The organism is Agrobacterium larrymoorei, from assembly GCF_037722385.1.
GTDB classification, from domain to species: domain Bacteria; phylum Pseudomonadota; class Alphaproteobacteria; order Rhizobiales; family Rhizobiaceae; genus Agrobacterium; species Agrobacterium larrymoorei_C.
In genome coordinates this window covers 760,649-782,192 of the sequence record NZ_JBBKAQ010000001.1, presented here as the reverse complement: position 1 = coordinate 782,192, position 21,544 = coordinate 760,649, and the positions used below count along the sequence as shown (strand labels likewise).

The 21,544-nt window shown below is 58.0% G+C and carries 19 protein-coding genes; 5 read left to right on the top strand and 14 right to left on the bottom strand.

Annotated features, from left to right (window positions below; genetic code table 11):
• Positions 1 to 73: 73 nt before the first annotated feature.
• The 6 genes from WKI41_RS03465 to WKI41_RS03440 form a co-directional block, all read right to left on the bottom strand.
• A complete protein-coding gene (locus WKI41_RS03465) occupies positions 74 to 730 on the bottom strand; it encodes a nucleoside/nucleotide kinase family protein (RefSeq protein WP_340192097.1) in 657 nt (218 codons plus the stop codon).
• Positions 731 to 775: 45 nt separating this feature from the next.
• The gene (locus WKI41_RS03460) at positions 776 to 1,633 is read right to left on the bottom strand and encodes a sugar phosphate isomerase/epimerase family protein (RefSeq protein ID WP_340192096.1); all 858 of its coding nucleotides are present in this window, start codon (positions 1,631 to 1,633) and stop codon (positions 776 to 778) included.
• A gap of 1 nt (position 1,634) precedes the next feature.
• Entirely contained in the window at positions 1,635 to 2,630 is a 996-nt protein-coding gene (locus WKI41_RS03455; RefSeq protein WP_340192095.1) for an ABC transporter permease, read from the bottom strand.
• Complete coding sequence (locus tag WKI41_RS03450; RefSeq protein WP_340192094.1) at positions 2,627 to 3,640, bottom strand: ABC transporter permease; 1,014 nt, start codon at positions 3,638 to 3,640, stop codon at positions 2,627 to 2,629. Before WKI41_RS03450 ends, WKI41_RS03455 begins: the two co-directional genes overlap by 4 nt.
• Positions 3,633 to 5,123: a sugar ABC transporter ATP-binding protein gene (locus WKI41_RS03445; protein ID WP_340192093.1), complete on the bottom strand. Its 1,491-nt coding sequence runs from the start codon at positions 5,121 to 5,123 to the stop codon at positions 3,633 to 3,635. Before WKI41_RS03445 ends, WKI41_RS03450 begins: the two co-directional genes overlap by 8 nt.
• A 159-nt stretch (positions 5,124 to 5,282) precedes the next feature.
• Positions 5,283 to 6,260, bottom strand: a complete 978-nt coding sequence (locus WKI41_RS03440) for a substrate-binding domain-containing protein (RefSeq protein WP_340192091.1) — start codon at positions 6,258 to 6,260, stop codon at positions 5,283 to 5,285.
• 242 nt (positions 6,261 to 6,502) lie between these two features.
• Here WKI41_RS03440 and WKI41_RS03435 point away from each other — a divergent pair, with 242 nt between their 5' ends.
• The gene (locus tag WKI41_RS03435) at positions 6,503 to 7,573 is read left to right on the top strand and encodes a LacI family DNA-binding transcriptional regulator (protein WP_340192090.1); all 1,071 of its coding nucleotides are present in this window, start codon (positions 6,503 to 6,505) and stop codon (positions 7,571 to 7,573) included.
• Positions 7,574 to 7,635: 62 nt separating this feature from the next.
• Here the strand turns inward: WKI41_RS03435 and WKI41_RS03430 are convergent, their stop codons facing one another.
• The 8 genes from WKI41_RS03430 to WKI41_RS03395 form a co-directional block, all read right to left on the bottom strand.
• On the bottom strand, positions 7,636 to 8,439 hold the full coding sequence (locus WKI41_RS03430; protein ID WP_340192089.1) for an NAD-dependent epimerase/dehydratase family protein: 804 nt from the start codon (positions 8,437 to 8,439) through the stop codon (positions 7,636 to 7,638).
• On the bottom strand, positions 8,436 to 9,308 hold the full coding sequence (locus WKI41_RS03425) for an aldose 1-epimerase (protein ID WP_340192310.1): 873 nt from the start codon (positions 9,306 to 9,308) through the stop codon (positions 8,436 to 8,438). The genes WKI41_RS03430 and WKI41_RS03425 overlap by 4 nt, the downstream gene beginning before the upstream one ends.
• Before the next feature lies 1 nt (position 9,309).
• Complete coding sequence (locus tag WKI41_RS03420; RefSeq protein WP_340192088.1) at positions 9,310 to 10,497, bottom strand: galactarate dehydratase; 1,188 nt, start codon at positions 10,495 to 10,497, stop codon at positions 9,310 to 9,312.
• Positions 10,498 to 10,510: 13 nt separating this feature from the next.
• Positions 10,511 to 11,728 carry a mandelate racemase/muconate lactonizing enzyme family protein gene (locus WKI41_RS03415; RefSeq protein WP_340192087.1) on the bottom strand — a complete coding sequence of 406 codons (1,218 nt, stop codon included), beginning with the start codon at positions 11,726 to 11,728 and terminating at the stop codon, positions 10,511 to 10,513.
• Entirely contained in the window at positions 11,725 to 13,473 is a 1,749-nt protein-coding gene (locus WKI41_RS03410) for a dipeptide ABC transporter ATP-binding protein (RefSeq protein WP_340192086.1), read from the bottom strand. Before WKI41_RS03410 ends, WKI41_RS03415 begins: the two co-directional genes overlap by 4 nt.
• A gap of 8 nt (positions 13,474 to 13,481) precedes the next feature.
• Positions 13,482 to 14,603, bottom strand: a complete 1,122-nt coding sequence (locus WKI41_RS03405; RefSeq protein ID WP_340192085.1) for an ABC transporter permease — start codon at positions 14,601 to 14,603, stop codon at positions 13,482 to 13,484.
• Positions 14,604 to 14,613: 10 nt separating this feature from the next.
• Entirely contained in the window at positions 14,614 to 15,600 is a 987-nt protein-coding gene (locus tag WKI41_RS03400) for an ABC transporter permease (RefSeq protein WP_296077472.1), read from the bottom strand.
• 185 nt (positions 15,601 to 15,785) lie between these two features.
• The gene (locus WKI41_RS03395) at positions 15,786 to 17,735 is read right to left on the bottom strand and encodes an ABC transporter substrate-binding protein (protein WP_340192083.1); all 1,950 of its coding nucleotides are present in this window, start codon (positions 17,733 to 17,735) and stop codon (positions 15,786 to 15,788) included.
• 209 nt (positions 17,736 to 17,944) lie between these two features.
• On the opposite strand from WKI41_RS03395, the gene WKI41_RS03390 reads away from it, so the two are divergent.
• The 4 genes from WKI41_RS03390 (at position 17,945) to WKI41_RS03375 (ending at position 21,344) form a co-directional block, all read left to right on the top strand.
• A complete protein-coding gene (locus WKI41_RS03390; protein ID WP_340192081.1) occupies positions 17,945 to 18,658 on the top strand; it encodes a ribonuclease activity regulator RraA in 714 nt (237 codons plus the stop codon).
• Positions 18,658 to 19,377: a FadR/GntR family transcriptional regulator gene (locus WKI41_RS03385; protein WP_296077470.1), complete on the top strand. Its 720-nt coding sequence runs from the start codon at positions 18,658 to 18,660 to the stop codon at positions 19,375 to 19,377. The genes WKI41_RS03390 and WKI41_RS03385 overlap by 1 nt, the downstream gene beginning before the upstream one ends.
• Positions 19,378 to 19,497: 120 nt before the next feature.
• The gene (locus WKI41_RS03380; protein ID WP_340192080.1) at positions 19,498 to 20,379 is read left to right on the top strand and encodes an SMP-30/gluconolactonase/LRE family protein; all 882 of its coding nucleotides are present in this window, start codon (positions 19,498 to 19,500) and stop codon (positions 20,377 to 20,379) included.
• Between the two features lie 32 nt (positions 20,380 to 20,411).
• Positions 20,412 to 21,344, top strand: coding sequence for a dihydrodipicolinate synthase family protein (locus WKI41_RS03375; RefSeq protein WP_340192079.1), 933 nt, complete (start codon positions 20,412 to 20,414; stop codon positions 21,342 to 21,344).
• Positions 21,345 to 21,544: the final 200 nt, after the last annotated feature.

Sequence of the window (21,544 nt, the reverse complement as noted above, 5' to 3'; positions counted from 1 at the left end):
ATGTCGTTTGGTGTTTGTGTTGTTGGTCGAAATCGTGTCTGGGACGGAGTAGGGGCTTGGGCTTGCGTCCGCGTCACTCTCTTCCGGGATTTTTCAGCCTGAGATCCGGTTCTGCGGCTGTCTCCATGATGAAGAGGCCGTTGGGCAGGTCATTTTCCTCTACCTTGCGGTTGATCTCGGCTTCATCGAGCCCGAAGCCGCGCCAACGTGTCCGTAGCCGCTCGCGCAGGTCCTCTTCCCCCACCTCGACAAAGACGGTGAAGTCGAAGATCGGCTTCAGGCGGTCCCATGGCGGCTGTTTGGCCAAGAGATAATTGCCTTCGCAAACAATAATATCGACCGATTGCGGGATGAGACGGCCACCGGCACGGGCAATTTCGATGGAGCGGTCGAAGACCGGAACGGCGACGATGTCGTCTTCGTTGGCCTTCAGTCGCTCCAACATGTGCCGCAGTCCATGAACGTCGAAGGTATCGATCGCACCTTTGAAGGCGCGCCTGCCCATCGCGTTCAGGACTGCATCGTCATAATGGTAGCCATCCATCGGGAACAGCGCCGCAGACACACCGCTTTCGCGGGCTAAAATGTCCACCACACGTTCGGCAATGGTAGATTTTCCAGAGCCCGGCGCACCGGCAATGGCCATCATAAGCCGCTTTCCCTGCTTAGCGGCGAAACGCTTCATGGCGAGGCTTGCGATGTCACGAGCGTTATCGTCGATGGTGGTCAAGGGCTTGTCTCGCACTATAAGTTGAAGAGGCTTTTTACGTGGCTGTCAGTGGGCGGCAAACACGCCGTACTGGACTGCCTTGTCGCGCAGGAAGGTCAATCCCTTATCCAGGACGACCTCCGCACTTGAGGCGACCGGTCGCCAGGTCGATGTTGGGCCAGCCATGAAGTCCGGCAAGCCGCCGAAGCTTTCAAGAACCAGAAGGCCTTTGAAATTGATGGCAGCAAGCGCGCCAAAAAGCTCATCCCACGCGATGGTGCCGAAACCGGGCGTGCCGCGATCGCTTTCCGACATATGCATATATTTCAGGTGATCGCGCGCCGCGACGATACCGCTGGCAAGGCCCTTTTCCTCTAGGTTCATATGGAAGGTGTCGAGATGGACGAAGACGTTGTCCATGCCGATCCGTTCGACGAGGTCCACCACTTGTTGTGCGGTGTTGAGGAGATGGTTTTCATAGCGGTTGACCGCCTCGATGCCGAACTGCAGGCCAAGCGATTTCGCATGCTTTGCGACAGCGCCCAAAGCGCGGGTTAGATTGTCGTATTCACCTTGAGTCGGCGGAAAACCGGTGCGCTCGGTGGTACCACCAAAGGTAACGCCAGTCAGTGCCTCCGCTCCAATCTCCGACGCCTTGTCGAGAGCAGCCTTCAGGTGATCGATTGCCGCATCCGGGCGAACCGACGCCCAGGCGTGCTCGGGAAGAACCAGAGAACACGTTGCCCGCATCCGATGCTGTTCCAGGAGCGCGCGGGCATGGGCCGTGTCAACTGAGGCAATGTCGAAGAATGGGATCTCGATATAGTCCTGAGCGTAGTTTGCTGCTCCTGCGATTGCGCGCTCGGCGCTTGCACTGTCCCATACGCTTGTCCACATCATTGCGTGAACACCAAATCCTTGCATCTTATGCTTTCCTTCTGCGCGATGTGGCGAATCTTGACGCCAATGTCCTTGCCGCCATGACGACAATCATCAGCACGCCCCATAGCGCCGTGGCAAGGTGCTGGTTCGCGCCCATGAGGTTGAGGCCGGAAGACAGAAGTTGGAGTACGATGAGCGCAACGAAGACCGGCAGGACTCGACCGAACCCGCCAAAGGGATTGATGCCGCCGAGAAACGCAGCCAGCACGGTAATCAAAAGATAGGATTCGCCATGCCCGACGCGAACGGAATTGAAGCGGGCAAGCATGATGACACCGGCAATCGCGCACATGACACCCGATAGTGTGTAAACGAGGATAAGGATACGGCGGGTGTTCAGCCCAGAATAGCGGGCAGATTCGATGTTAGAGCCGATCATCAGCAGTCCGAAACCGAGCTTGGCGCGCGTCAGCAACACATGCCAGAGGCCGACGCAGACAATGAAGATCAACAAAGGAATGGGCAAGCCCAGAACCGAGCCATGACCGATGGTGGAAACATAATCAGGAAAGCCTGAAATATCGCCGCCGCGGGTCAGAAACTCGCCGAGACCGCGAAGGAAGATCATCATCGAGAGCGTGACGAGGATGGGATGCGCCCGCGTATAGGCTATGGCGGCACCCGTTAGCGCGCCAGCCGCTGCGCCGGTGAGAAGGGCCGCGAGGCAAGCAAGAAGAAATGCGCTCGGCGGTGCGTTAACGCCGCCGTGGGTCTGCAAAACCCAAGCCGCAGCGAGTCCGGACAAATTAGCGGCAAATGTGATCGACAGATTGATCCCGCCGGTAAGGAGCGGCAGGAGCATGGCGAGCGTCAGAAGACCAAGTTCGGGCAACTGGAAAGCCACAGAGCCGAATGTTCCAGCCGACAGGAAGTTATCCGCGAGCGTTCCGAAGACGATCATGACCGCGGCGAAGGCGACCAATGGCCCCGCCATGTCCGCGCCGAATGTCGCGTTGAACTTTTGTGTTAAAGAGGTCATCGGCGAGTGCTTCCCTGTCTAGAGCTCATCATGGCGGAGGGCAGAAGCTTATCGAAGCGGGTCGAGGAGAGCGTGATGGCGATAAGAATGATGGCGCCGACAACCATCTTGAAGGCGAAGGGCGAAACACCCATCAGGTTAAGGCCGTTCTGAGTGATCGAAACCAGAAGAACGCCCAGCACGCAGCCGATGACCGAACCCTTGCCGCCGCCCAGGCGCGCGCCACCGAGGACGGTTGCGGCCAAAACGTCGAGCTCACGCCCGTAAAGCGCGTTCGGCACGACTTCTTGGGCGTAATGCGCTTGCATCAGTCCGGCAATACCAGCCATCAATCCGAGCCAACCAAAGGAGAGATAATGCATCGCACCGATGTTGATGCCGAAGCGGCGGGCGCCTTCCGGATTGTCGCCGAACGCATAGAGCTGGCGACCGATTGTGGTGCGCGAGATCATGAACCATGTCGCGAGACAGCAGAGGACCATGACAGCGACGGGCAGCGTCAATTCAATCCATGAGCCATCGCTCATTTCGTGTTCGTAGAAGACCACACGGGTAGAAAGCCATTCCGGCAGATCATAGATCGAGACGCCCTTGGTGAAGAACATCAACAGACCGAAGAAGATGTTGAATGTGGAGATCGTCGCGACGATCGAAATGATCTTCAATCGCCAAACGAGAAACGCATTGATCAGTCCAAGGCCGATGCCCACCGCACCCGCAATGATAAAACCTTCCGCCCAGTTGCCGCCGCCAAGTGCCGTGAGAGCAAGTACCGTGACATATTGTACGACGGAGGCAGCGACTGCAAAGGAGATGTCGATGCCGCCAGAAATCAGCACAACCAGCAGGCCGACGGCGAAGATGATGTTGACGGCGGAGACGTTCAGTACGTCGAAGGCGTTCGAGACGGTCAGAAAGCGATCGGTGCCAAGCGACAGACCCGCGCAAAGCAGGATCGTCACGACGATAAGCGCAAATTCCGTGGTGTTTCCCAGGATAAGCCTACGCATATATGGCAGTCTCCAGTTCAGTCATAGAGATGGCACGTGGATCATAAACCGCGCGGAAGCGTCCCTCCACCATGTGAACGATCCGGTCTGAATTGAAGTAGACCTCCGGCGCTTCGTCCGAGATCAGGATGATGGAGAGACCCTCCGCCGCCAGCTTGCGGACGATCTCGAAAATACCGGCACGCGCGCCGACATCTACGCCGACGGTCGGCGCGTCAAGGATAAGGATCTTCGGGCCGATCGCCAGCCACTTGGCAATGGCGACCCGCTGCTGGTTGCCGCCGGACAGCGCGCGGATTGGGTCTTCCGGCTGACCGATCTTGACGCCGAGGGAGCCGATCCAGTGCTTGACGACCGAAGCTTTTTTCGACGGCGAGATCAGTCCACCGCTCAGCAGTTTGTCCAGCGATGCCATGACCAGATTGTCGGCGATCGATTGCGGCTGGTTCAGCCCCAGCGACAACCGGTCTTCTGAAAGATAGGCGACACCTGCCTGAATGGCGTCGCGGTTCGAGCCGAACTTGACAGGCTTGCCTTCAAGACGGATTTCACCAGCATGGGGCCGATGCATCCCAAACAGCGTCAGCGCAAGTTCGGTGCGGCCCGCGCCGAGCAGTCCGGTAATGCCGAGCGTTTCCCCGCGCCTCAGATCGAAGGACACATCTTCGAATTCCCCACGCCGGCTCAATCCACGCACCGACAGCACCACTGGCTGTGCGTCATGATCTTCCGCAATTACGGTGTTGTCGAAGAGACGACCGGTCATCAATTCGGTGACGCGCGATTGTGTCATGCCCTCGACGGGATATACGCCAACGAGCGATCCATCGCGCAGCACGGTGATCCGGTTGGATATTTCCAGCACTTCTGCCAGACGATGCGAAACAAATACGACGGCTACGCCAGACGCTGATAGATTGCGCACGATGTCGATCAGATAATCGGTTTCGGATTGCGTCAGCGAGGCGGTCGGCTCATCCATGAAAACGATACGCGCTTCACCCACCAGTGCTCGGGCGATGGCCACGATCTGACGCTGGGCGATGGGCAGTTCCTTGAGCGGACGGTCGAGGTCAATCGCCACACCAAGCCGCGCTAGAGCCTGTTCAGCAGCTCGCCGGATTGCCCCTTTGTCCACGAGGCCAAATGTGCCCTTCATGGCGTGCTGAAAACCGATATTTTCGGCGACGGTCATTTCGTCGAATAGCGCAAGATCCTGCCAGATGACCTGAATGCCGAGAGATTGCGCGAGCGCGGGCGTCATCGCCGCAATCGGCTTGCCGTCGAACAGCAGTTCGGCGCCTGTCTGGGGCTTGTACACACCAGTAATGACCTTTATGAGCGTGCTCTTGCCGCAGCCGTTCTCGCCCGCCAGACAATGCACCTCGCCAGGATTGACCTCAAAGGACACGTCCTTGAGCGCGCGAACGCCACCGAAGGTGACGCTGATATTCCTCAAGGACAAGAGCGGTGTGTCGCTCATGGCGCAATGATCTCCCTTTGCCGCACTGAAGCAGGCATTCTTCATTTTCTTGATTTCGAGAAGGCCGTCGCATTGCCGATGGTGCGCAGTACGACGGATTGCCGACCAGCAGCCCGTGACCCATCTTGCGTCACGGGCGCAGTCGCGGGAATGGGGTGCTTAAAGACCCATGCCGACAAGCTTGTCGATGCTTTCCTTGTCGATCTTCAGTAGCTGATCGACAACGATCGTGTTGCCTTCCGGATTGATCTTGCCAAGACCTGCGATGTCATCGCCAGCTTTCGGTGTTTCTCCCTTGGAGAGACGATCGGCAAGCGTGACGAAGACCTCACCAGCCTGCTTGGGGTTCCACATGAAGCCACCGGTCAGAGCGCCGCTCTTGATGAGCTTGGCGCCCTGTCCGGGAGAGAAGGGACCGATAACGAAGACCTTGCCATCCTTGCGGCGTTCCTCGACAGCACGCCCGGCGCCGATGGGACCCTGCGAACCGAAGGCCAGGAAACCCTTCAGATCCTGATTGGCCGACATGAGGTCGAGCGCGGTGGAGCGGCTCTTGTCGAGATCTTCGGCAACACCATAACGATCGCCGATGAGCTTCATGTCCGGGTAGTTTGCCTTGATATATGCGATTGCAGCGTCAGCCCAGGCATTGTGCAGAGGAACAGTCAGAGAGCCGACAAAAACGGCGTAAGAGCCCTTGCCGCCCATCTTTTCAGCGAGAAGCTTGCCATGCGCTTCGCCGAAGCCTTTGGCAGATGCCAGTTCGAAATCCCAGTCGGCACCCTGCTGCTTGGGGGATTCGTGCGTGATAACCTTGATGCCGGCTTCCTGTGCCTTCTTCAGCACCGGTTCGAGCACCTTGGCATCGTTTGGCACCACGCCGATGACATCAACCTTCTGGGCGATGAGGTCTTCGATTGCACGAACCTGAAGAGCAGGGTCTGCGCTGGTCGGGCCTACCATGAAACCGTTGACGCCGAGCTTGGCGCTTTGCTCCTTGATGCCCGCTTCCATAGCGTTGAACCAGGGGATACCGCCAATCTTAACAACAACGCCTACCTTGGGTCCTTCAGCAAAAGCTGTGGACGCGAGCAAGGCAAGAGACAGACCCAATGCGGCTGAAATGATTTTCTTCATGAATGTTCCTCCTCCAAAAGACGTGTACAGCAGGTGTCCCGCCACAGCTTTTCACAGCCGCATGCGAGTGTTTTGATCTCGGATATTCGAGATGTTCCTCCTGCTACTCCCATAGCAAACATCGCTTGCACAATCGATATTTCCAATTTGCACAATCGATGGTGCATTGACGTTAGGCGCGTTTTTTTCTTTCGTCAAGAGGAGCTTTGCTCTACACATCGATTTCGAAAGGAGGACGATGAATGGCAGACCTGAGCTCGAAGAAGGCGACGATTTATGACCTGTCTGTATTGTCGGGCGCTTCGGCTTCGACGGTCAGCGCAGTGCTGAATGGAAGCTGGCGAAAGCGGCGTATTTCAGAGGAAACCGCCGGAAAGATCCTCTCGCTTGCGAAGGCCCAACGCTATACCGCCAACCTCCAGGCAAGGGGTTTGCGCAGCTCTAAATCCGGTTTGGTGGGGTTGTTGGTTCCAGTCTACGAAAATCGCTTCTTCTCGTCGATGGCTCAGGCTTTCGAGGCCGAGGCGCGTAAGCGCGGTCTCTCTCCGATGGTGGTGTCGGGACGGCGCGATCCCGAAGCGGAGCGTAAGACGGTCGAGACGTTGATTGCATACTCGATCGATGCGCTCTTCATCGCCGGTGTCGCCAATCCTGATGGCGTTCACCAGGTGTGCGCCGGTGCGGCCCTTCCTCATGTCAACCTTGATCTTCCCGGCAAGCTTGCATCCTCCGTCATCTCCGACAATAGGCACGGTGCGGAAATTCTGACGAGGGCGATCCTGGAACATGCCGCACGAAATGGCACGCTTTCGCCGAATGAGGTGGTCCTATTCGGGGGACATGACGACCACGCCAGTCTTGAACGTATTTCCGGCTTCCACGTCGCCAAAAATGCTTATTTCCAAAAGGAATGTAGTGGCGACGATGTGGAGAAGACGGGCTACTCTCCACGAATGACTGAGCTTGTTCTGGAGCGCTATTTCGAGCGCAAAGGCAGTCTCCCGCGCTGCTTCTTCGTCAATTCATCCATCAACTTCGAGGGCCTGCTGCGCTTCATGGGGCGGCATGACCCGGCAGTCGTGGCTGACATCGTGGTGGGCTGTTTCGACTACGATCCGTTTGCTTCCTTCCTGCCGTTCCCAGTCTACATGATAAAACCCGATATTTCGAAGATGTTCGAAGTCGGTTTCGAGCTTTTGGACACCTCGCCAGGCGAGCCGCAGGTAACGATCATCGAGCCACAGCTTATTCCACCTCGCACGGCGCTGACTGGCCCGCTCGACGATGTCAGTGAAATCTCTCCCACGACCTGAGGGGACAAGGCGGACTTAATCCTAACGCCACAGTACAAACAGATGAAAATATATTTTCAGTCTCAAACGTTCCGCTCGTCTTTCATGATGGGGAGTTCTGTGAAGAGACCACCTTGTTTTGTTACCAACGGATGGTTGGCAGGTGGAATGCCCTGAGCTTCGATTGCTGTACGCCAGTTTTCGGCGGAGTCTTTTGGTTGCCAGCCGAGCCAGCCGACGTTTGAATTGTCCCACCAGCTGGCAGGATTTGCCGAAACACCCCAGATGACTGGGCAGCCCAGCACAGGAACCTTGAAGACGCGTTCGGTAAGGGTGGCGAAATCCTCATAGGATAGCCAGCTGGATAGCATTCGATAGTCCAGCGGTTCTTTCGTACAGGAGCCAATACGAACCGAAGCGGTTTCCTGACCGAACTTGTCGAAGTACAGACGCGCAAGCAACTCGCCATAGCCTTTCGACACGCCATAGAGTCCGTCTGGCCGAAGCGGTTCATCCGCTCTGAGCCTCTGCGTTTGCGGATAAAAGCCGACCGTGTGGTTCGAGGAGGCAAAGAGAATACGCGGATGTCCATGGGCGCGGGCGGCCTCGTAGAGATTGTACACTCCGATAATGTTGGCGTGGAGTATCTCATCGAAAGGCCGTTCCACAGAAATTCCGCCCAGATGGAGAATACCGTCGCAATCTGCGACCATGGCCTGTACCGCCGATGCATCCGCTAGGTCGCATTGAACGCATTCCTCGCCATCGTGCTCGGGCGTCAAAGCAACGACATCGGCCAGACGTATGACATTTGCGATGCCGGATAAGCGTTTGCGCATGACCCGGCCGATTGCACCAGCCCCGCCTGTGATCAGAAGACGTTTCATGAGGGCTCTCCGTGTTTGATAGAGGTGATGGACATTTTGATGTCGCCGGAAAGATTTTCGCCTGGGGCGAGCATGACGAGACCTGATGCTTGTCTTTCGCTCTCTGGCAATCCCAGTACGCCGGCAGCTGCGGAAACCGGCTCAAGGCAGAGATAGCGCTCCGTTCGATGGACCGCGATGTGAGCGAAGATCTGGTCGGCAGAGATGACGATCTTGGCTTTACCGCGTACCAACTCTGCCTTGCTCCAGTTGCGAAAGTGCAGCGTGTAGCCTGACGAGGCCGGGATCGTCTCACCGTCACGATGAACGGGTACAGAGCCGATTGGCATGCTCAACGGATCGAGCGGATAGGCGGCCTTCGCGTCGGTATGTGCCTCATCGTCGAGGCTGGCCTGAATATAAGGATGCCATCCGATGACCGCCGGAGCGGTACGATCTGCGCGGTTCAGAAGCTTCAGTCTCAACGACAATCCTTGATCGTCGAGGATGAACGTCTGCCACGCGGTGAACGAAAACGGCCACTCCGTATCGGCCTCGTAATCTAGCCTAAGCGTCGCGCGATCGGTCGCTTTCTCTTCGATACGCCAGACGCGCCGGTGGGCCGGGCCGTGCATGGCATCACCCGCAAGCGCCGGATGAGGAAGGATGGTGTAGTCTTTTCCAAGATGACAGAAGGCTGCGCCAGCCACTCGGTTATGATAGGGAAACAGAGGATAAGCCCCGGCCTTCGGCCAATTCCAGGGATCGAAATCCGTCTCATGCGTCGGAACGAGAATGTCGCCGAGTTCAGCATGGATCAGATGCGTCAAGCGACCGCCCCATCGGGGAGCAAAGCGGGCGGAAATCGGCCCGCTTGCGATTTCAACCATATCAGGCAAAGGCATAGGATCCGTCGGGACGCTTGGGAACGCGCCGCTGCCAATGGATGTAACCGTCTTCCTGCATGGCCTTTTCATCCATTTCGACGCCCCAGCCCGGTCTTTCGGGGCGAAGTTCGAGATAGCCGTCCTTTGGCAGGTACGGATCAACGACATAGCGTGTCGTCTCCTCCTGCTTGTGGACCTCGGTTCCGCCGTAGATGTATCCTTGTCCCTTTGGAAGACGATATTCGAGGATTTTGAAGTTCTGCTGGGCAGCGGAGAAATGCACATTGACGGCGGTCGCGAGCGGTCCCATCGGGTTATGCGGGGCGATGCCGACGAAATGGGCTTCTGCCAAGGTGGCAATTCGGCGCATTTCCGAGATGCCTCCGACAACGCAGATATCCGGCTGGATCAAATCGGCGCCCTTGACCTGCAAAAGGCGAAGGAATTCGTTGCGATTGTACAAGCTTTCGCCAGTGGCAAGGGTGCAGTTCAGCCCCTGTTTCAGATCGCCATACATCTCGATGTTTTCAGGACGTAGCGGCTCCTCGTAGAAAAGAGGATCGTATGGTGCCAACGCGTTTCCTAGCTGACGCGCTGCTGCTGGCTCGAAAATCTTCGCATGCGCGTCGAAGGCGATTTCGTAGTCGGAACGGACGGTTTCGCGTAGCGAGCGGAAATACTCGGCGGAGCTGCGCACGACCTCACCCCAGCGATGGCTGTGCATGTCGATCCGCCATGGGCTGAGCTTGAAGGCGGTGAAGCCCCATTCAGAATTTAGCCCGTCAAGTTCCTCTTTGGCTGCCGGAACGTCGGGCGCGGTGTAAACGCCGGCATAGACCTTGATCCGGTCACGCACTTCGCCACCGAGGAGCTTGTAGACGGGCACACCGGCGGCCTTCGCCGCGAGATCCCAAAGGCAATGATCAAGGCCCGAAATGGCAGACAGACCGAGCGCGCCGGGAGGGAACCGGTTTTGCTGCAGCATGAGGTTATAGAGATACTCCACCCGCGTGGGGTCCTGACCGGCGATGAAGCCGTAGAGATAATCGAGGATGGGTGGCAAGGCGAGATCAGGTCCGTGGTTATAGCACTCGCCCCAGCCCGTCAGGCCGTCGTCCGTGTCGAGTGCAACGATGACGCGGGGCCTGTCCTTGTCGCGGGTGACGAACACCCGCATCCGATCAATCTTCATTTTCGTCTCGTCCTTACGCTTTGAAATATTGACGCCGTGCAATGCGTGTCTGCACGTAGAGCCTTTCGCCATAGGTGCCAGGATTGTAGGAATTAGCATTTTCCTGCACGGGGATGGAGAGGTTGCCTTCGCTTGGAAAGCGAGCGACGAACTCTTCATCGATGTCGCAGCCAAGCCCGGGTGCATCCGGTACCGTCAGGAAGCCATCAGACTGAACGGGGTGCGGCAGGATGGTCTTGAAGCGCCCCTCCCAATCGTCGTCGATCCGTTCCAGGATCAATGCGTTCGGTATCGATGCAAGAACATGCAATGCCGCATATTCGGCAACCGGACCCAGCGAACCCGAATGCGGCGCCATCTGGATGTGGTGCGCCTCGGCCATCGCAGCGATTTTCTTCATCTGCGTAATGCCGCCCGCGCGTCCGGTGTCCGGCTGAATGATATCGACGAGTTCCTCCTCGATCAGCTGCCGCTCTCCGAAGATCGTTGCCGTTCGTTCGCCAGAGGCGAGCGGTATATGGGCGGCGTCGCGGATGCGGCGATATCCGGTAACGTTATCTGGCGCGATCGGGTCTTCCACCCACATCAGCTCGTAAGGCTCAAGCGCCCGCACCAGACGGCACGCATCCGCAGGCGTCATCCACGGTGGACCGTGCAGGTCGATGGCGATGTCCATTTCGTCGCCGACTGCCTCGCGAAGCATCGCGACCTTCTTGACCGGGCTGGACACCCCGCCGCATTTGATCGCCTTGATGCCGCGGGCCTTAACGGCCAGCGCACGCTCCACCGTATTGGCATGCGAGTAGATGGGAATGCGGTCTCTAAGCTTGCCACCCAGCAGCATCCAGACGGGAACGCCAAGCGCCTTGCCCTTGATGTCCCACAAAGCCATGTCGACACCCGTCATGGCGCCAGCGCCAACCGTGCCCAACATTCCGTGACCCATCATGGCAATCGCCATTTTCTGCCACAGCTTTTCGATATGCATCGCATCTTCGCCGATGAGGATGGGCGCCAGATCTTTGATTGCCGTTTCGATGACGCGCGGCCAGCCGGAGCATTCTCCAAGGCCGGTTATCCCTTCATCGGTCTCGATTTTGATGAACAGCCAGTTGCGAGTGCCCTCCAACTTGTGATCGGTGATATGGCTGGCATGGCCGTCCGACGCCCATTTGGAGGGATCCGGCTGCCCGGCATGCATGAGAAAGGTGCGGATCGCGGTGATCTTCATCGTTGTACACTCCCATTCTTGGTCGCAACGAGGGCAGGGGCGATATCAGCTGCAGGCTCGGTGTAACGGAACCGCCGCGAGCGGTCTCGATCTCTCGGATCTGGGCGCGGGATGGCTGAAAGCAGCGCTTGCGTATAAGGGTGATCGGGCGCGTTGCAGATCTTCTCTGCGTCGCCGACTTCCACCAGCTTGCCGCGATACATGACGCCGACCCTGTCGCACATGTAGCGGATGACGCCGATGTCATGGCTGATGAAGATGTAGGCGAGGCCAAGCTCGTCTTGGATCCGCATCAACAGATCGAGGACCTGGAAGCGCACCGACACGTCGAGGGCAGAGGTGGCTTCATCGGCAACGATGATGCGTGGTTTGAGGGTGATCGCACGTGCGATGCCGATGCGCTGACGTTGCCCGCCGGAAAAGGCGTGCGGGTAGCGCTCGCGACCGTTTGGATCAAGTCCGACCTGCTCCATCAGCGTACAGACCCGTTCGTCCAGCTCACGGCCTTTAGCTATCCCGTTGACGAGGAGCGGCTCGCCAATGATCTGAGCAACTGTCATGCGGGGGTTGAGAGATCCGAAAGGATCCTGGAACACCATGCGCAGCTCCCGGCGCGCGGCTTTCAGTTCCTCACCTTCGATTTTTGCAAGATCGATAACGCGGCCATCGGCCTTTCGGTACAGCATCTCGCCGGATGTCGGGTCGTAAAGCCGCATGATGGAGCGCCCCATCGTCGTCTTGCCCGAGCCACTTTCACCGACAATGCCAAGCGTCTCGCCAGGCAGCAGTTTGATCGACACGCCGTCCAGGGCCTTCATCGCGCCGAAGTGCATCGTCAGGTCGCGTATTTCGAGAAGCGGTAGCGCGGTGGTATCGAGTGGCGGGCGCTTCAGCCGAATTTCCGCCTTCTGCTCCAGCTTCAGCACCGAGCCAATCAACATTTTGGTATAGGGATCGCGCGGCTCGTGGAAGATCTGCTCCACAGGGCCGTATTCCTTGACGACGCCATGATGCATGACAAGCACATCGTCGGCGATCTGCGCCACCACGCCCATATCATGGGTGATGAACAGCACCGCCATACCGTTGGCCTTCTGCAGCCTGGCGATGAGATCAAGGATTTCCGCTTGCGTCGTCACGTCGAGAGCGGTCGTTGGCTCATCGGCGATCAGGAGGCGCGGTTTACAAGCGAGCGCCATGGCAATCATAGCGCGCTGGCGCATGCCGCCCGAATACTGGAAAGCGTATTTGTCGATGGCAGTCTCGGGGTTTGGAATTTCCACTTGCCGCAGCAGCGAGATTGCTTCGACGCGCGCTTGGGCTTTGCTCATCTTCAGGTGCAGCCGCAACGCTTCCATGATCTGGTCGCCGACCGTGTGGACCGGCGAGAGTGAGGACATCGGTTCTTGAAAAATCATGGCGATGTCGGCGCCGCGCACGGAGCGTATCGCCTTGCCGCGCGGATCAAGCTTGGCGAGATCGACTACTGCACCATCGGCACGGCTGAGAAGAATAGATCCCGACGCGATGTGACCGGGGGCATCGACGATCTGAAGAATGGAGCGTGCGGTCACCGACTTGCCGGAGCCGCTCTCGCCCACCACGCAAAGTGTCTTGCCGGGTTCGATGGAGAAGGAGATATCATTGACGGCTTTGAAGACGCCGGTTCGCAGAGGAAACTCAGTGACGAGATTCCTGACGTCGAGGAGCGGCTTGCGCGGCGCGATGTTCGGGATGTCTGTCATCGGTGATCTCACTTGTTGTACGGATCGGCGGCGTCGCGCAGGCCGTCACCCAGAAGGTTGAGCGCCATGACCGCAATGACGACAGCCACACCGGGTAGGAAGAGCCATGGGGCAGTGGCGATAGAGCGGATATTCTGTGCTTCACGCAGAAGGACGCCCCAGGATATCGTTGGCGGCTGCAGGCCAAGACCAAGGAAAGACAGCGAGGTTTCTGCGAGGATCATTGCCGGTACGGCAAGCGTGACCGATGCAATGATATGGCTGGAAAAGCTTGGAAGCATGTGGCGAAAAATGATGCGCCGTTCTGGCACGCCATCCAGGCGCGCGGCGGAAACGAACTCTTCCGTTCGAAGGGAGAGGAAGCGGCCACGCACCACGCGAGCGAGCTGCGCCCAACCGGTAAGCGACAGGATGACGGTGATCATCATGTACTGCATCGTCGCCGGCCAGTTTTGCGGAAGGGCCGCGGCAAGCGCCAGCCAGATCGGGATTGTCGGCAGCGACAGCACGAAGTCGATGACGCGCTGCATCACGAAGTCGATGCGCCCCCCGTAATAGCCGGAGATACCGCCGAGTACGACGCCGAGCAAAAGCGACAGAGCGACGCCGACGAGGCCGATCGACAGCGAAACCTGCGCGCCTTGGACCACTCGGCTAAACACATCGCGTCCCAGACGATCAGCGCCAAAGATGAAAAGCGGCCGGTTCTTGTCGGTGGAGGCTAGCAGATGAATGTTGGAGGAGAACAGTCCCAGCACGTTGTATTCGTAACCGCGGCCGAAAAATTGCAACGGCACCTTCTTGGTGGTGTCTTCCGTGAAAATGGCTGCAAGCGTGTTCGGATCACGGGTCAGCTTCATCGGATAGTAATAGGGTCCGATCTCAAAGCCGTTCGACGTATCGAAAAGATGAACGCGTTGAGGCGGATGGAACGTTGCACGCGCATTTTGCAGGACGGGATCGTTGACCGCGAAGAAACCCGGCACGAGTGCCACCGTGTACATCGCAATGGTTATGAAGAGTGAAGCCATGGCGAGCTTGTGCCGCTTGAAGGCCCACCAGATGAGCTGCCATTGCGAGGCGACGGCGGCGCGATCGGCGCGACCAGCGGTGATAGCGATATCGGTCATGGGCGCGCTCCTATTCGAGGCGGATTCGGGGGTCGACGAGGGCCAGCAGAATGTCGCTGATCAAGGAGCCGATCAGCGTCAGTGCGCAGATCAGAAGGACGAAGGCACCGGCGAGATACATGTCCTGCGCCATCAGCGCCTGAAGCAGCAAAGGCGCGGCTGTCGGGAGGTTCAAAACGATCGCGACGACAACGGAGCCTGAGATCAGGTTCGGCAAGAGCCAGGCGATGGTAGAGATGAACGGGTTGAGCGCGATACGAAGGGGGTATTTCGTCAGCAGACGGAACTCCGAGAGACCCTTGGCACGAGCGGTGGTGACATAGGGCTTGGGCAGTTCGTCCAGCATGTTGGCCCGCATGACGCGGATGAGGCTTGCAGTCGAGGAGACCGCAAGAATGATGACCGGCAGCCAGATATGCTGCATCAGGTCTATCATCTTGCCAATGCTCCAGGGCGCGGCCTGATATTCGTGCGAGAACAAGCCGCCGACATCCTGCCCGAACTCCACGGCCGCGACATACATCAGCACGAGCGCCAGTAGGAAAGAGGGTATCGAGAGACCGAAGAAGCTGAAGGCGGTGAAGAAATAGTCGCCAATCGAGTATTTTTTGACCGCAGAATAGACGCCGATGGGAAGCGCAATCGCCCAAGTGGCCAGAAGGCTTGCAATGGCGAGCACGAGCGTCAGCGCCATGCGTTCCCAGATCAGACCGGATACCGGCTGTTGCCATTCAAAGGAGATGCCGAAATCGCCGCGGGTGACGATGCCCCACACCCACTTGAGATATTGCACGATCATCGGCTGATCGAGACCGAAACGTTCGCGTAGCAGTGCAGCAGTATTCTGATCTACCACCTCATTGGAGGATGCGAGCGTTGCGACGTAGGTCGTTACATAGTCGCCCGGCGGCAGCTGGATCAGGACGAAGGCGAGGAAGCTTACCGCAAAGAGCGATGGGATCATCCATAAAAGGCGTTTAACGATGAAGGCTAGCATAAGTCTCTCGCAAGCAGGGCCACGGCTGACGCTTTCCGACCGATTGATCTTCGTCGAAAGGACGGCGGGTGGCGGATCAAAGGGGTGCCGCATTTTCAAGATGCGGCACCGTCCATCGTTCGCGTGAAGCGATTGCGACCTGTCAGATCAGCGTCTCACGCTTCATGGGCTTGGGTAGTCTTGCCTTAGCTGGTGAAGAAGAACTGCTGGGGCAGGGCAGGGCCGGGGTTCGGCCACGTCCAGCTGTCGGGTTCCGTTTCCGGAACGTTGCGCAGATTGTTGCGAATGATGCCGAAACCGCCGACAGCCAGGCAGACACCGATCGTCTCAAACTCGTCCGCTGCGATATCGAAGATTTCTTTCATCTTCTCGCCGCGCTTTTGCAGGTCGGCAGTCGAGCGGGCTTCGTCGAAAAGCTTGAAACGCTTCTTCTGGCTTTCAGGCGGCTCCTGACCCTTCTGTCCGTTCGACGTGTACCACAGCGCCCACGGTATGGCGTAGCGCGAGCCCTGCGGATGGAATGCGAAGAAGTCGCGCGGATCGAGCATCGGGTCGAGGCCGCCGGGGCCGGGCCAGACAGCCGCATCATGGGCGTTGTCATCTCCACGCGTATAGTAGAGCGCGCGCTCGATGGTGTTGACCTTGATATCCACGCCGATCTGCGCCCATTGAGCCTTTACCAGTTCAAGCGTATCGACAAGATCCGGATAGAGCGTCGGGATGACATCGATGGCGAAGAAAACAGGCTGACCGTCAGGGCGAAGCCTGATGCCATTGTCGTTCTTCTTGTCGTAGCCAGCCTTGTCCAGCATGGCATTGGCTTTATCCTGATCATACTCGGTCAGCTGGCGTGCAAGCTTCTCGTGGTACCACGGATGAGTAGGACGAGGCCCTGTCTGGTATCCTTCGCTCTGACCGAAATAGACGATATCGATAATTTCCTGACGATTGAGCCCGAGCGACAGCGCTTGTCGGAAGGACCTGTCGGCGAACATCTTTCGCATCGCCGGATCTTTGTGGGTGATGTTGAGATAAATCTGGCACTGCTGCGCTGCAGAGGGCACCAGCGTCATCAAGCGGTAGTCGCCCTTTTTTGCGTTTTCCGAAAGGGTGGGCTTATTGGCCAGCGTGCTGATATGGCGTTCCTGAATGTCGATCTTGCCGGAGATGACGTTCAGCATCAGCGACTCGACATCCTGGGAAATGCCGAAGTTGACCTCATCCACATAAGGCAACTGGTTGCCCTCGGTATCGACCTGCCAGAAGTATGGGTTGCGGGTCATCACAACACGCGTCGCGCCGCCAGAATAAGGTTCCTTCACGACCCAAGGATCAAGCGTGGGCTTGTCCACATTCGACCAACGAGATGGAATTTCGATATCGCCGCATTTGCTGCGGAAGAATTCGGTCCAGCTGGCTGCACCTGCCGCCTTGGCCTCGGCTTCGATGCCGGTGTTGTATTTCGGCAGGAATTTGCTGCAATAGTGCTTGGCAAACAAGGTCGGGTGCTGTCCCAGAGGTGTCGCCAGGTTTTCAAGATAGAGCGCGTTTGGCGCCGCAAACTTGAACTTGACGGTGTAGTCGTCGATCTTGGTCACATCCACGGCTTTCCCGCCGATGGAGACCTGGGCCGGTGTGGAGCCATAAAGCTCCTTGTTCTTCACCACGTCTTCGATTGCAAAGACCACGTCATCGGCCGTGAAGGGATGACCGTCCGACCATTTGGCTCCCTTACGCAGATAGAAGGTGAACTCCGATGCGTCGGGATTGATCTCCCATTTTTCGGCCAGGTTTGGCAGGACTTCGGTGAATTCCAGGTTCCAGCGCACGAGACCTTGGTTGCCGACCATGCGCAGAATGCCGTTATGGTCCGAGGAGCCGCGAAGGCCACGTCGCAAGGTGCCGCCATAGGTGCCAATCTTTTCATGCGGAGTAACGACGAGAGGGTTTTCGGGCAGTCGATCTTTCAGCGGTGGCAGCTTTCCGTCTTTGACCAGGGCTGCAAGTTGCGGCGCTTCCCCGTTACTTGCTGCCCTGGCAACGCCGCCAGCAACTGAGAGAGCGACGGCCCCGCCCACACCCGCCAAAAACGTACGACGCGTTACGCCGTGCGAAAATCCTTGCTTCTCGCGCATTCCGAAATCCCTCCCAAAGATGATACCGGCGCCACGCAGAGCGACATGCCGGCCACGGCCTCCCCGACCGAATTGTCCGATCTCCTCATCGGATGGAGGCACCATAATCGGTTTTCAGATGATTACAAGTATTGACAGATTATTACAACTTTTTTATGGTTCGCCCAATCTTGGCGCGTCGCGGCAGGCTGTGTGGTTTGGGGGAGAACATGGATTTCAAGGAAGAAACGCGCGAGAAACTGAGGAACGTTTCCACCGCGACGCTCACCACCATCCTTCTGAAGCGTGGATTACGGAACGTTTTCATTCGCGGCATCCACAAGATCAACAAGGCAGCTCCACGACTGGTCGGCCCTGCTTTTACATTGCGCTATATTCCCGCACGCGAGGACCTCGATCATGTCGGCGTCTTCACGGACAGAAGCCATCCGCAGCGGCGCGCCATAGAAGAATGCCCGCCCGGCCACGTCCTGGTGATGGATAGCCGCAAGGATTCTTCCGCCGCCTCGGCGGGAGGGATCCTTATGACCCGACTATGGCAGCGTGGCGCGGCAGGCGTCGTGACGGACGGGGGCTTTCGAGACACGCCTGATATTGCCAACCTGCCATTTGCCGCCTATCACGCGTCACCTTCGGCTCCTACCAACCTGATCCGCCATCACGCGCTGGACATTAATCAGCCCATCGGCTGCGGCGATGTCGCAGTTTATCCCGGCGATATTCTGGTGGGTGATGACGAAGGCGTAGTCGTCATCCCATCTGCCATCGCCGAAGAGGTGGCGGACGAAGCGGTCGAGCAGACTGTGTTTGAGGACTTTGTCGAGGAGAAGGTTCGGGCCGGCCGAGGCATCTTCGGGCTTTATCCGCCGGATCCGGAAGCACAGGCTGAGTTTGAAGAGTGGAGAAAGGAAAAGGGGCGTTAATGGATGGTCCGGTCGCGACAACGTCAGCGAGAAGCGATACGCGCTTCAGCGATATCATCTATGAGAAAATCGTATCGATGATCTCGGATGGGCGTTTTCCGATCAATGAAAGACTGCCCTCCGAACAAAACCTAGCCACTCTTTTCGGTGCGTCACGTCCAGTCGTGCGCGAAGCGCTGGAGCGGCTTCGCAATGATGATCTGATCGTATCGCGCAAAGGGTCTGGCTCTTATGTCCGACAAAGGCCAGATAGCTCGATTTTGCAGCAGGTGCCGGTGGGCTCTCTGGCTGATGTACAGCGTTTCTTTGAGTTTCGGGCGGGCCTGGAGGCATCGGCGGCCGAGCTTGCAGCTCGCAACTGGCAGCCGGTCGATCGTAATCGCATTTCCGATGCAATATTGGCCCTGGAGAACTGTCTGGAGCGGGGAGACCTTGGTGCCGATGAAGATTTCGCGCTGCACGAGGCAATCGCTATTGCGAGCGGCAACCAATATCACGCGACCGTCCGAACGCTGTTCAGGCCTCACTTTTCGATCGGCCAGTCGGTCACCAGAAGTCTGAGTTTGAAGAGGCCTCCGCATCACGTGCGTGACGTGCAGGCGGAGCATACGGCGATCGTCGAGGCTATTTTCGCACGCAACGAACAGGCCGCTCATGATGCGATGAAGAACCACATCCTGATGGCGCGTGCCCGCATGTTCCAGGGTGTGGGACGTTAAGAAGAAATCGCCGGGACGACGATAAGCCCGGATGGAACAATATGAATGTGTGCGGTTCGAAGCCACACGCTAAGGCGGAGCTTTGTCTTGTTAGGCAGTTCCGGGGGAGAGGAAGAAAGCATGACGTCACCAAGGATTTTCGAACCGAAAATTCGCTCGCTCATCGACACTCCGCTTTCGGTCGGAGAATCGCCCGTTTGGGACGAGCGAACCGCCGCGCTCTGGTTCGTGGATATTCTCGCGCCGGCAGCTTTTCGGCTGAGAGCAGACGGAGGTCTCGATCGTTTCGACATGCCAGCGGCGGTTGGTTGCCTTGGTCTTTGCGAAAACGGCATGGTGCTTGTCGGACTGCAGACCGGCGTTCATCTCCTTGATCCGGCAACAGGTCAGCTTGAATGCTTCTGCGACCCTGACGAAGGCAGGCCGGACAGCCGCCTCAATGACGGTAAGGTCGGGCCGGACGGCCATTTCTGGGTGGGAACACGAGACGAGGCCGTCCCTCAGACCGGCAATGCCAGGCTCTATCGCGTCTCACCCGACCGCAGCTACACATGCCTGATTGATGGGGGATTGTTGACGTCCAATGGTTTGGCCTGGAGCCCCGACGGCCGGCGCATGTATCACTCCGATAGTAGCGGCCTTATGCTCCAAGCGTTTGATTTCGATCCTGCCGATGGTGCAATCGGAGCTGCAGAGCGTCTCCACGATTTCGCTCCAGGCGAGGGCAGGCCGGATGGTGCTGCGATCGATAGCGAAGGCTACTATTGGAGTGCCGGCGTGCAGGGCGGCCGCTTGAATAGGATCTCCCCTGAAGGCCAGATCGTCGAAATCTACCGGATGCCTTTCGCCGGTCCCACCATGCCTTGTTTCGGCGGACCGGATCTCAAGACGCTCTATGTCACCAGCCTGACAACCGGGGAAGGGATAGCGAAGACACCCGGCACTCTCATTGCCTTCGAGGCGCCCGTCGCGGGCGCTCCCGTCCACCGTTTCGCGCTTTAGCCGCACATCCTTTTCTTCTGGAGATTTCTGACATGAACCGCTTCGACATGCGCGACCGATTGCACGGCGTATCAGGCGTACCGATTACTGCCTACGGCACAGATGGTGAGATCGATGCACAGGTGACCGCCACGATTTACGGCCGTGTTGCGCGCGCCGGTATCCACAATATCGTCGCTGCGGGCAACACCGGCGAGTTCTACGCCTTGACGACCGATGAAATTCTGAAGGTCTATGAGGCCGCCATCGCAGGTGTGGAAGGCGTCGCGCCGGTAACGGCTGCCATCGGCAGGTCTCAGCGCGAGGCTGTTGCCATGGCACGGAAAGCAAAATCCATGGGTGCCTCGGCGGTGATGTCGCATCAGCCCGTGGATCCTTTCGCTGCACCCCAGTCCCAGATCGACTATTTCCGCGGGCTTGCAGACGCAAGCGAACTCCCGCTTGTCGCCTATGTGCGGGCTGACGGGTTCAGCGTTGACGATATGACGCGCCTTGCCGCTCATCCCAATATCGCCGGTATAAAGTTTGCGACGACCGACGTGATGCTGCTGTCCCGCGCAATTGCCGCGTCCGACCCAAACGGCGCGCTTTATGTCTGCGGACTGGCAGAAAGCTGGGCGCCCGCCTTCGCCGCTGTGGGCGCGAGGGGTTTCACATCCGGGCTGGTCAATGTTGCCCCAGAGTTTTCGCTACAGGTGCATGCGGCGCTCGCAGCTGGCGATTTTGCCGCTGCCCGTTCCGTTGTCGAGCGGATCGAGTTGTTCGAACGGCTGAGAACAAAACATCGCAATGGTGCCAACGTGACGGTGGTGAAGGAAGCCGTTGCCATGCAGGGCTTTCATGTCGGACCGGTCCGTGCGCCAGGTCTTCCAGTCCTCGATGCTGCTGACAAAGATGCATTGAGATCTCTCATGCAGTCCTGGGGACTATTGGGAAGTGCCGTTGCGACGGGTTCCACCCTGTGAAGGGGCCGTGCCGTGGATGGGGAGAGATGCTCCTCGCCGGATCTCCTTCGCTACCGTACAAGGACGAAACTTCTGAACTGAAGGGACGGGAGTGGAAGATAACGAACTCAAGCTGTTCGCAGAGCCGCGGCAATCTAACTATCCGATATCGCCTCCAATCAATGCATTATTTCCAGCTTGAAATACCGCTCCTGCTTGCC

Excerpts from the sequence above, each read along its gene's own strand:
- WKI41_RS03460 (WP_340192096.1), bottom strand. The coding sequence starts at position 1,633 with ATGCAAGGATTTGGTGTTCACGCAATGATGTGGACAAGCGTATGGGAC.
- WKI41_RS03455 (WP_340192095.1), bottom strand. The coding sequence starts at position 2,630 with ATGACCTCTTTAACACAAAAGTTCAACGCGACATTCGGCGCGGACATG.
- WKI41_RS03450 (WP_340192094.1), bottom strand. The coding sequence starts at position 3,640 with ATGCGTAGGCTTATCCTGGGAAACACCACGGAATTTGCGCTTATCGTC.
- WKI41_RS03445 (WP_340192093.1), bottom strand. The coding sequence starts at position 5,123 with ATGAGCGACACACCGCTCTTGTCCTTGAGGAATATCAGCGTCACCTTC.
- WKI41_RS03440 (WP_340192091.1), bottom strand. The coding sequence starts at position 6,260 with ATGAAGAAAATCATTTCAGCCGCATTGGGTCTGTCTCTTGCCTTGCTC.
- WKI41_RS03435 (WP_340192090.1), top strand. The coding sequence starts at position 6,503 with ATGGCAGACCTGAGCTCGAAGAAGGCGACGATTTATGACCTGTCTGTA.
- WKI41_RS03430 (WP_340192089.1), bottom strand. The coding sequence starts at position 8,439 with ATGAAACGTCTTCTGATCACAGGCGGGGCTGGTGCAATCGGCCGGGTC.
- WKI41_RS03425 (WP_340192310.1), bottom strand. The coding sequence starts at position 9,308 with ATGGTTGAAATCGCAAGCGGGCCGATTTCCGCCCGCTTTGCTCCCCGA.
- WKI41_RS03420 (WP_340192088.1), bottom strand. The coding sequence starts at position 10,497 with ATGAAGATTGATCGGATGCGGGTGTTCGTCACCCGCGACAAGGACAGG.
- WKI41_RS03415 (WP_340192087.1), bottom strand. The coding sequence starts at position 11,728 with ATGAAGATCACCGCGATCCGCACCTTTCTCATGCATGCCGGGCAGCCG.
- WKI41_RS03410 (WP_340192086.1), bottom strand. The coding sequence starts at position 13,473 with ATGACAGACATCCCGAACATCGCGCCGCGCAAGCCGCTCCTCGACGTC.
- WKI41_RS03405 (WP_340192085.1), bottom strand. The coding sequence starts at position 14,603 with ATGACCGATATCGCTATCACCGCTGGTCGCGCCGATCGCGCCGCCGTC.
- WKI41_RS03400 (WP_296077472.1), bottom strand. The coding sequence starts at position 15,600 with ATGCTAGCCTTCATCGTTAAACGCCTTTTATGGATGATCCCATCGCTC.
- WKI41_RS03395 (WP_340192083.1), bottom strand. The coding sequence starts at position 17,735 with ATGCGCGAGAAGCAAGGATTTTCGCACGGCGTAACGCGTCGTACGTTT.
- WKI41_RS03390 (WP_340192081.1), top strand. The coding sequence starts at position 17,945 with ATGGATTTCAAGGAAGAAACGCGCGAGAAACTGAGGAACGTTTCCACC.
- WKI41_RS03385 (WP_296077470.1), top strand. The coding sequence starts at position 18,658 with ATGGATGGTCCGGTCGCGACAACGTCAGCGAGAAGCGATACGCGCTTC.
- WKI41_RS03380 (WP_340192080.1), top strand. The coding sequence starts at position 19,498 with ATGACGTCACCAAGGATTTTCGAACCGAAAATTCGCTCGCTCATCGAC.
- WKI41_RS03375 (WP_340192079.1), top strand. The coding sequence starts at position 20,412 with ATGAACCGCTTCGACATGCGCGACCGATTGCACGGCGTATCAGGCGTA.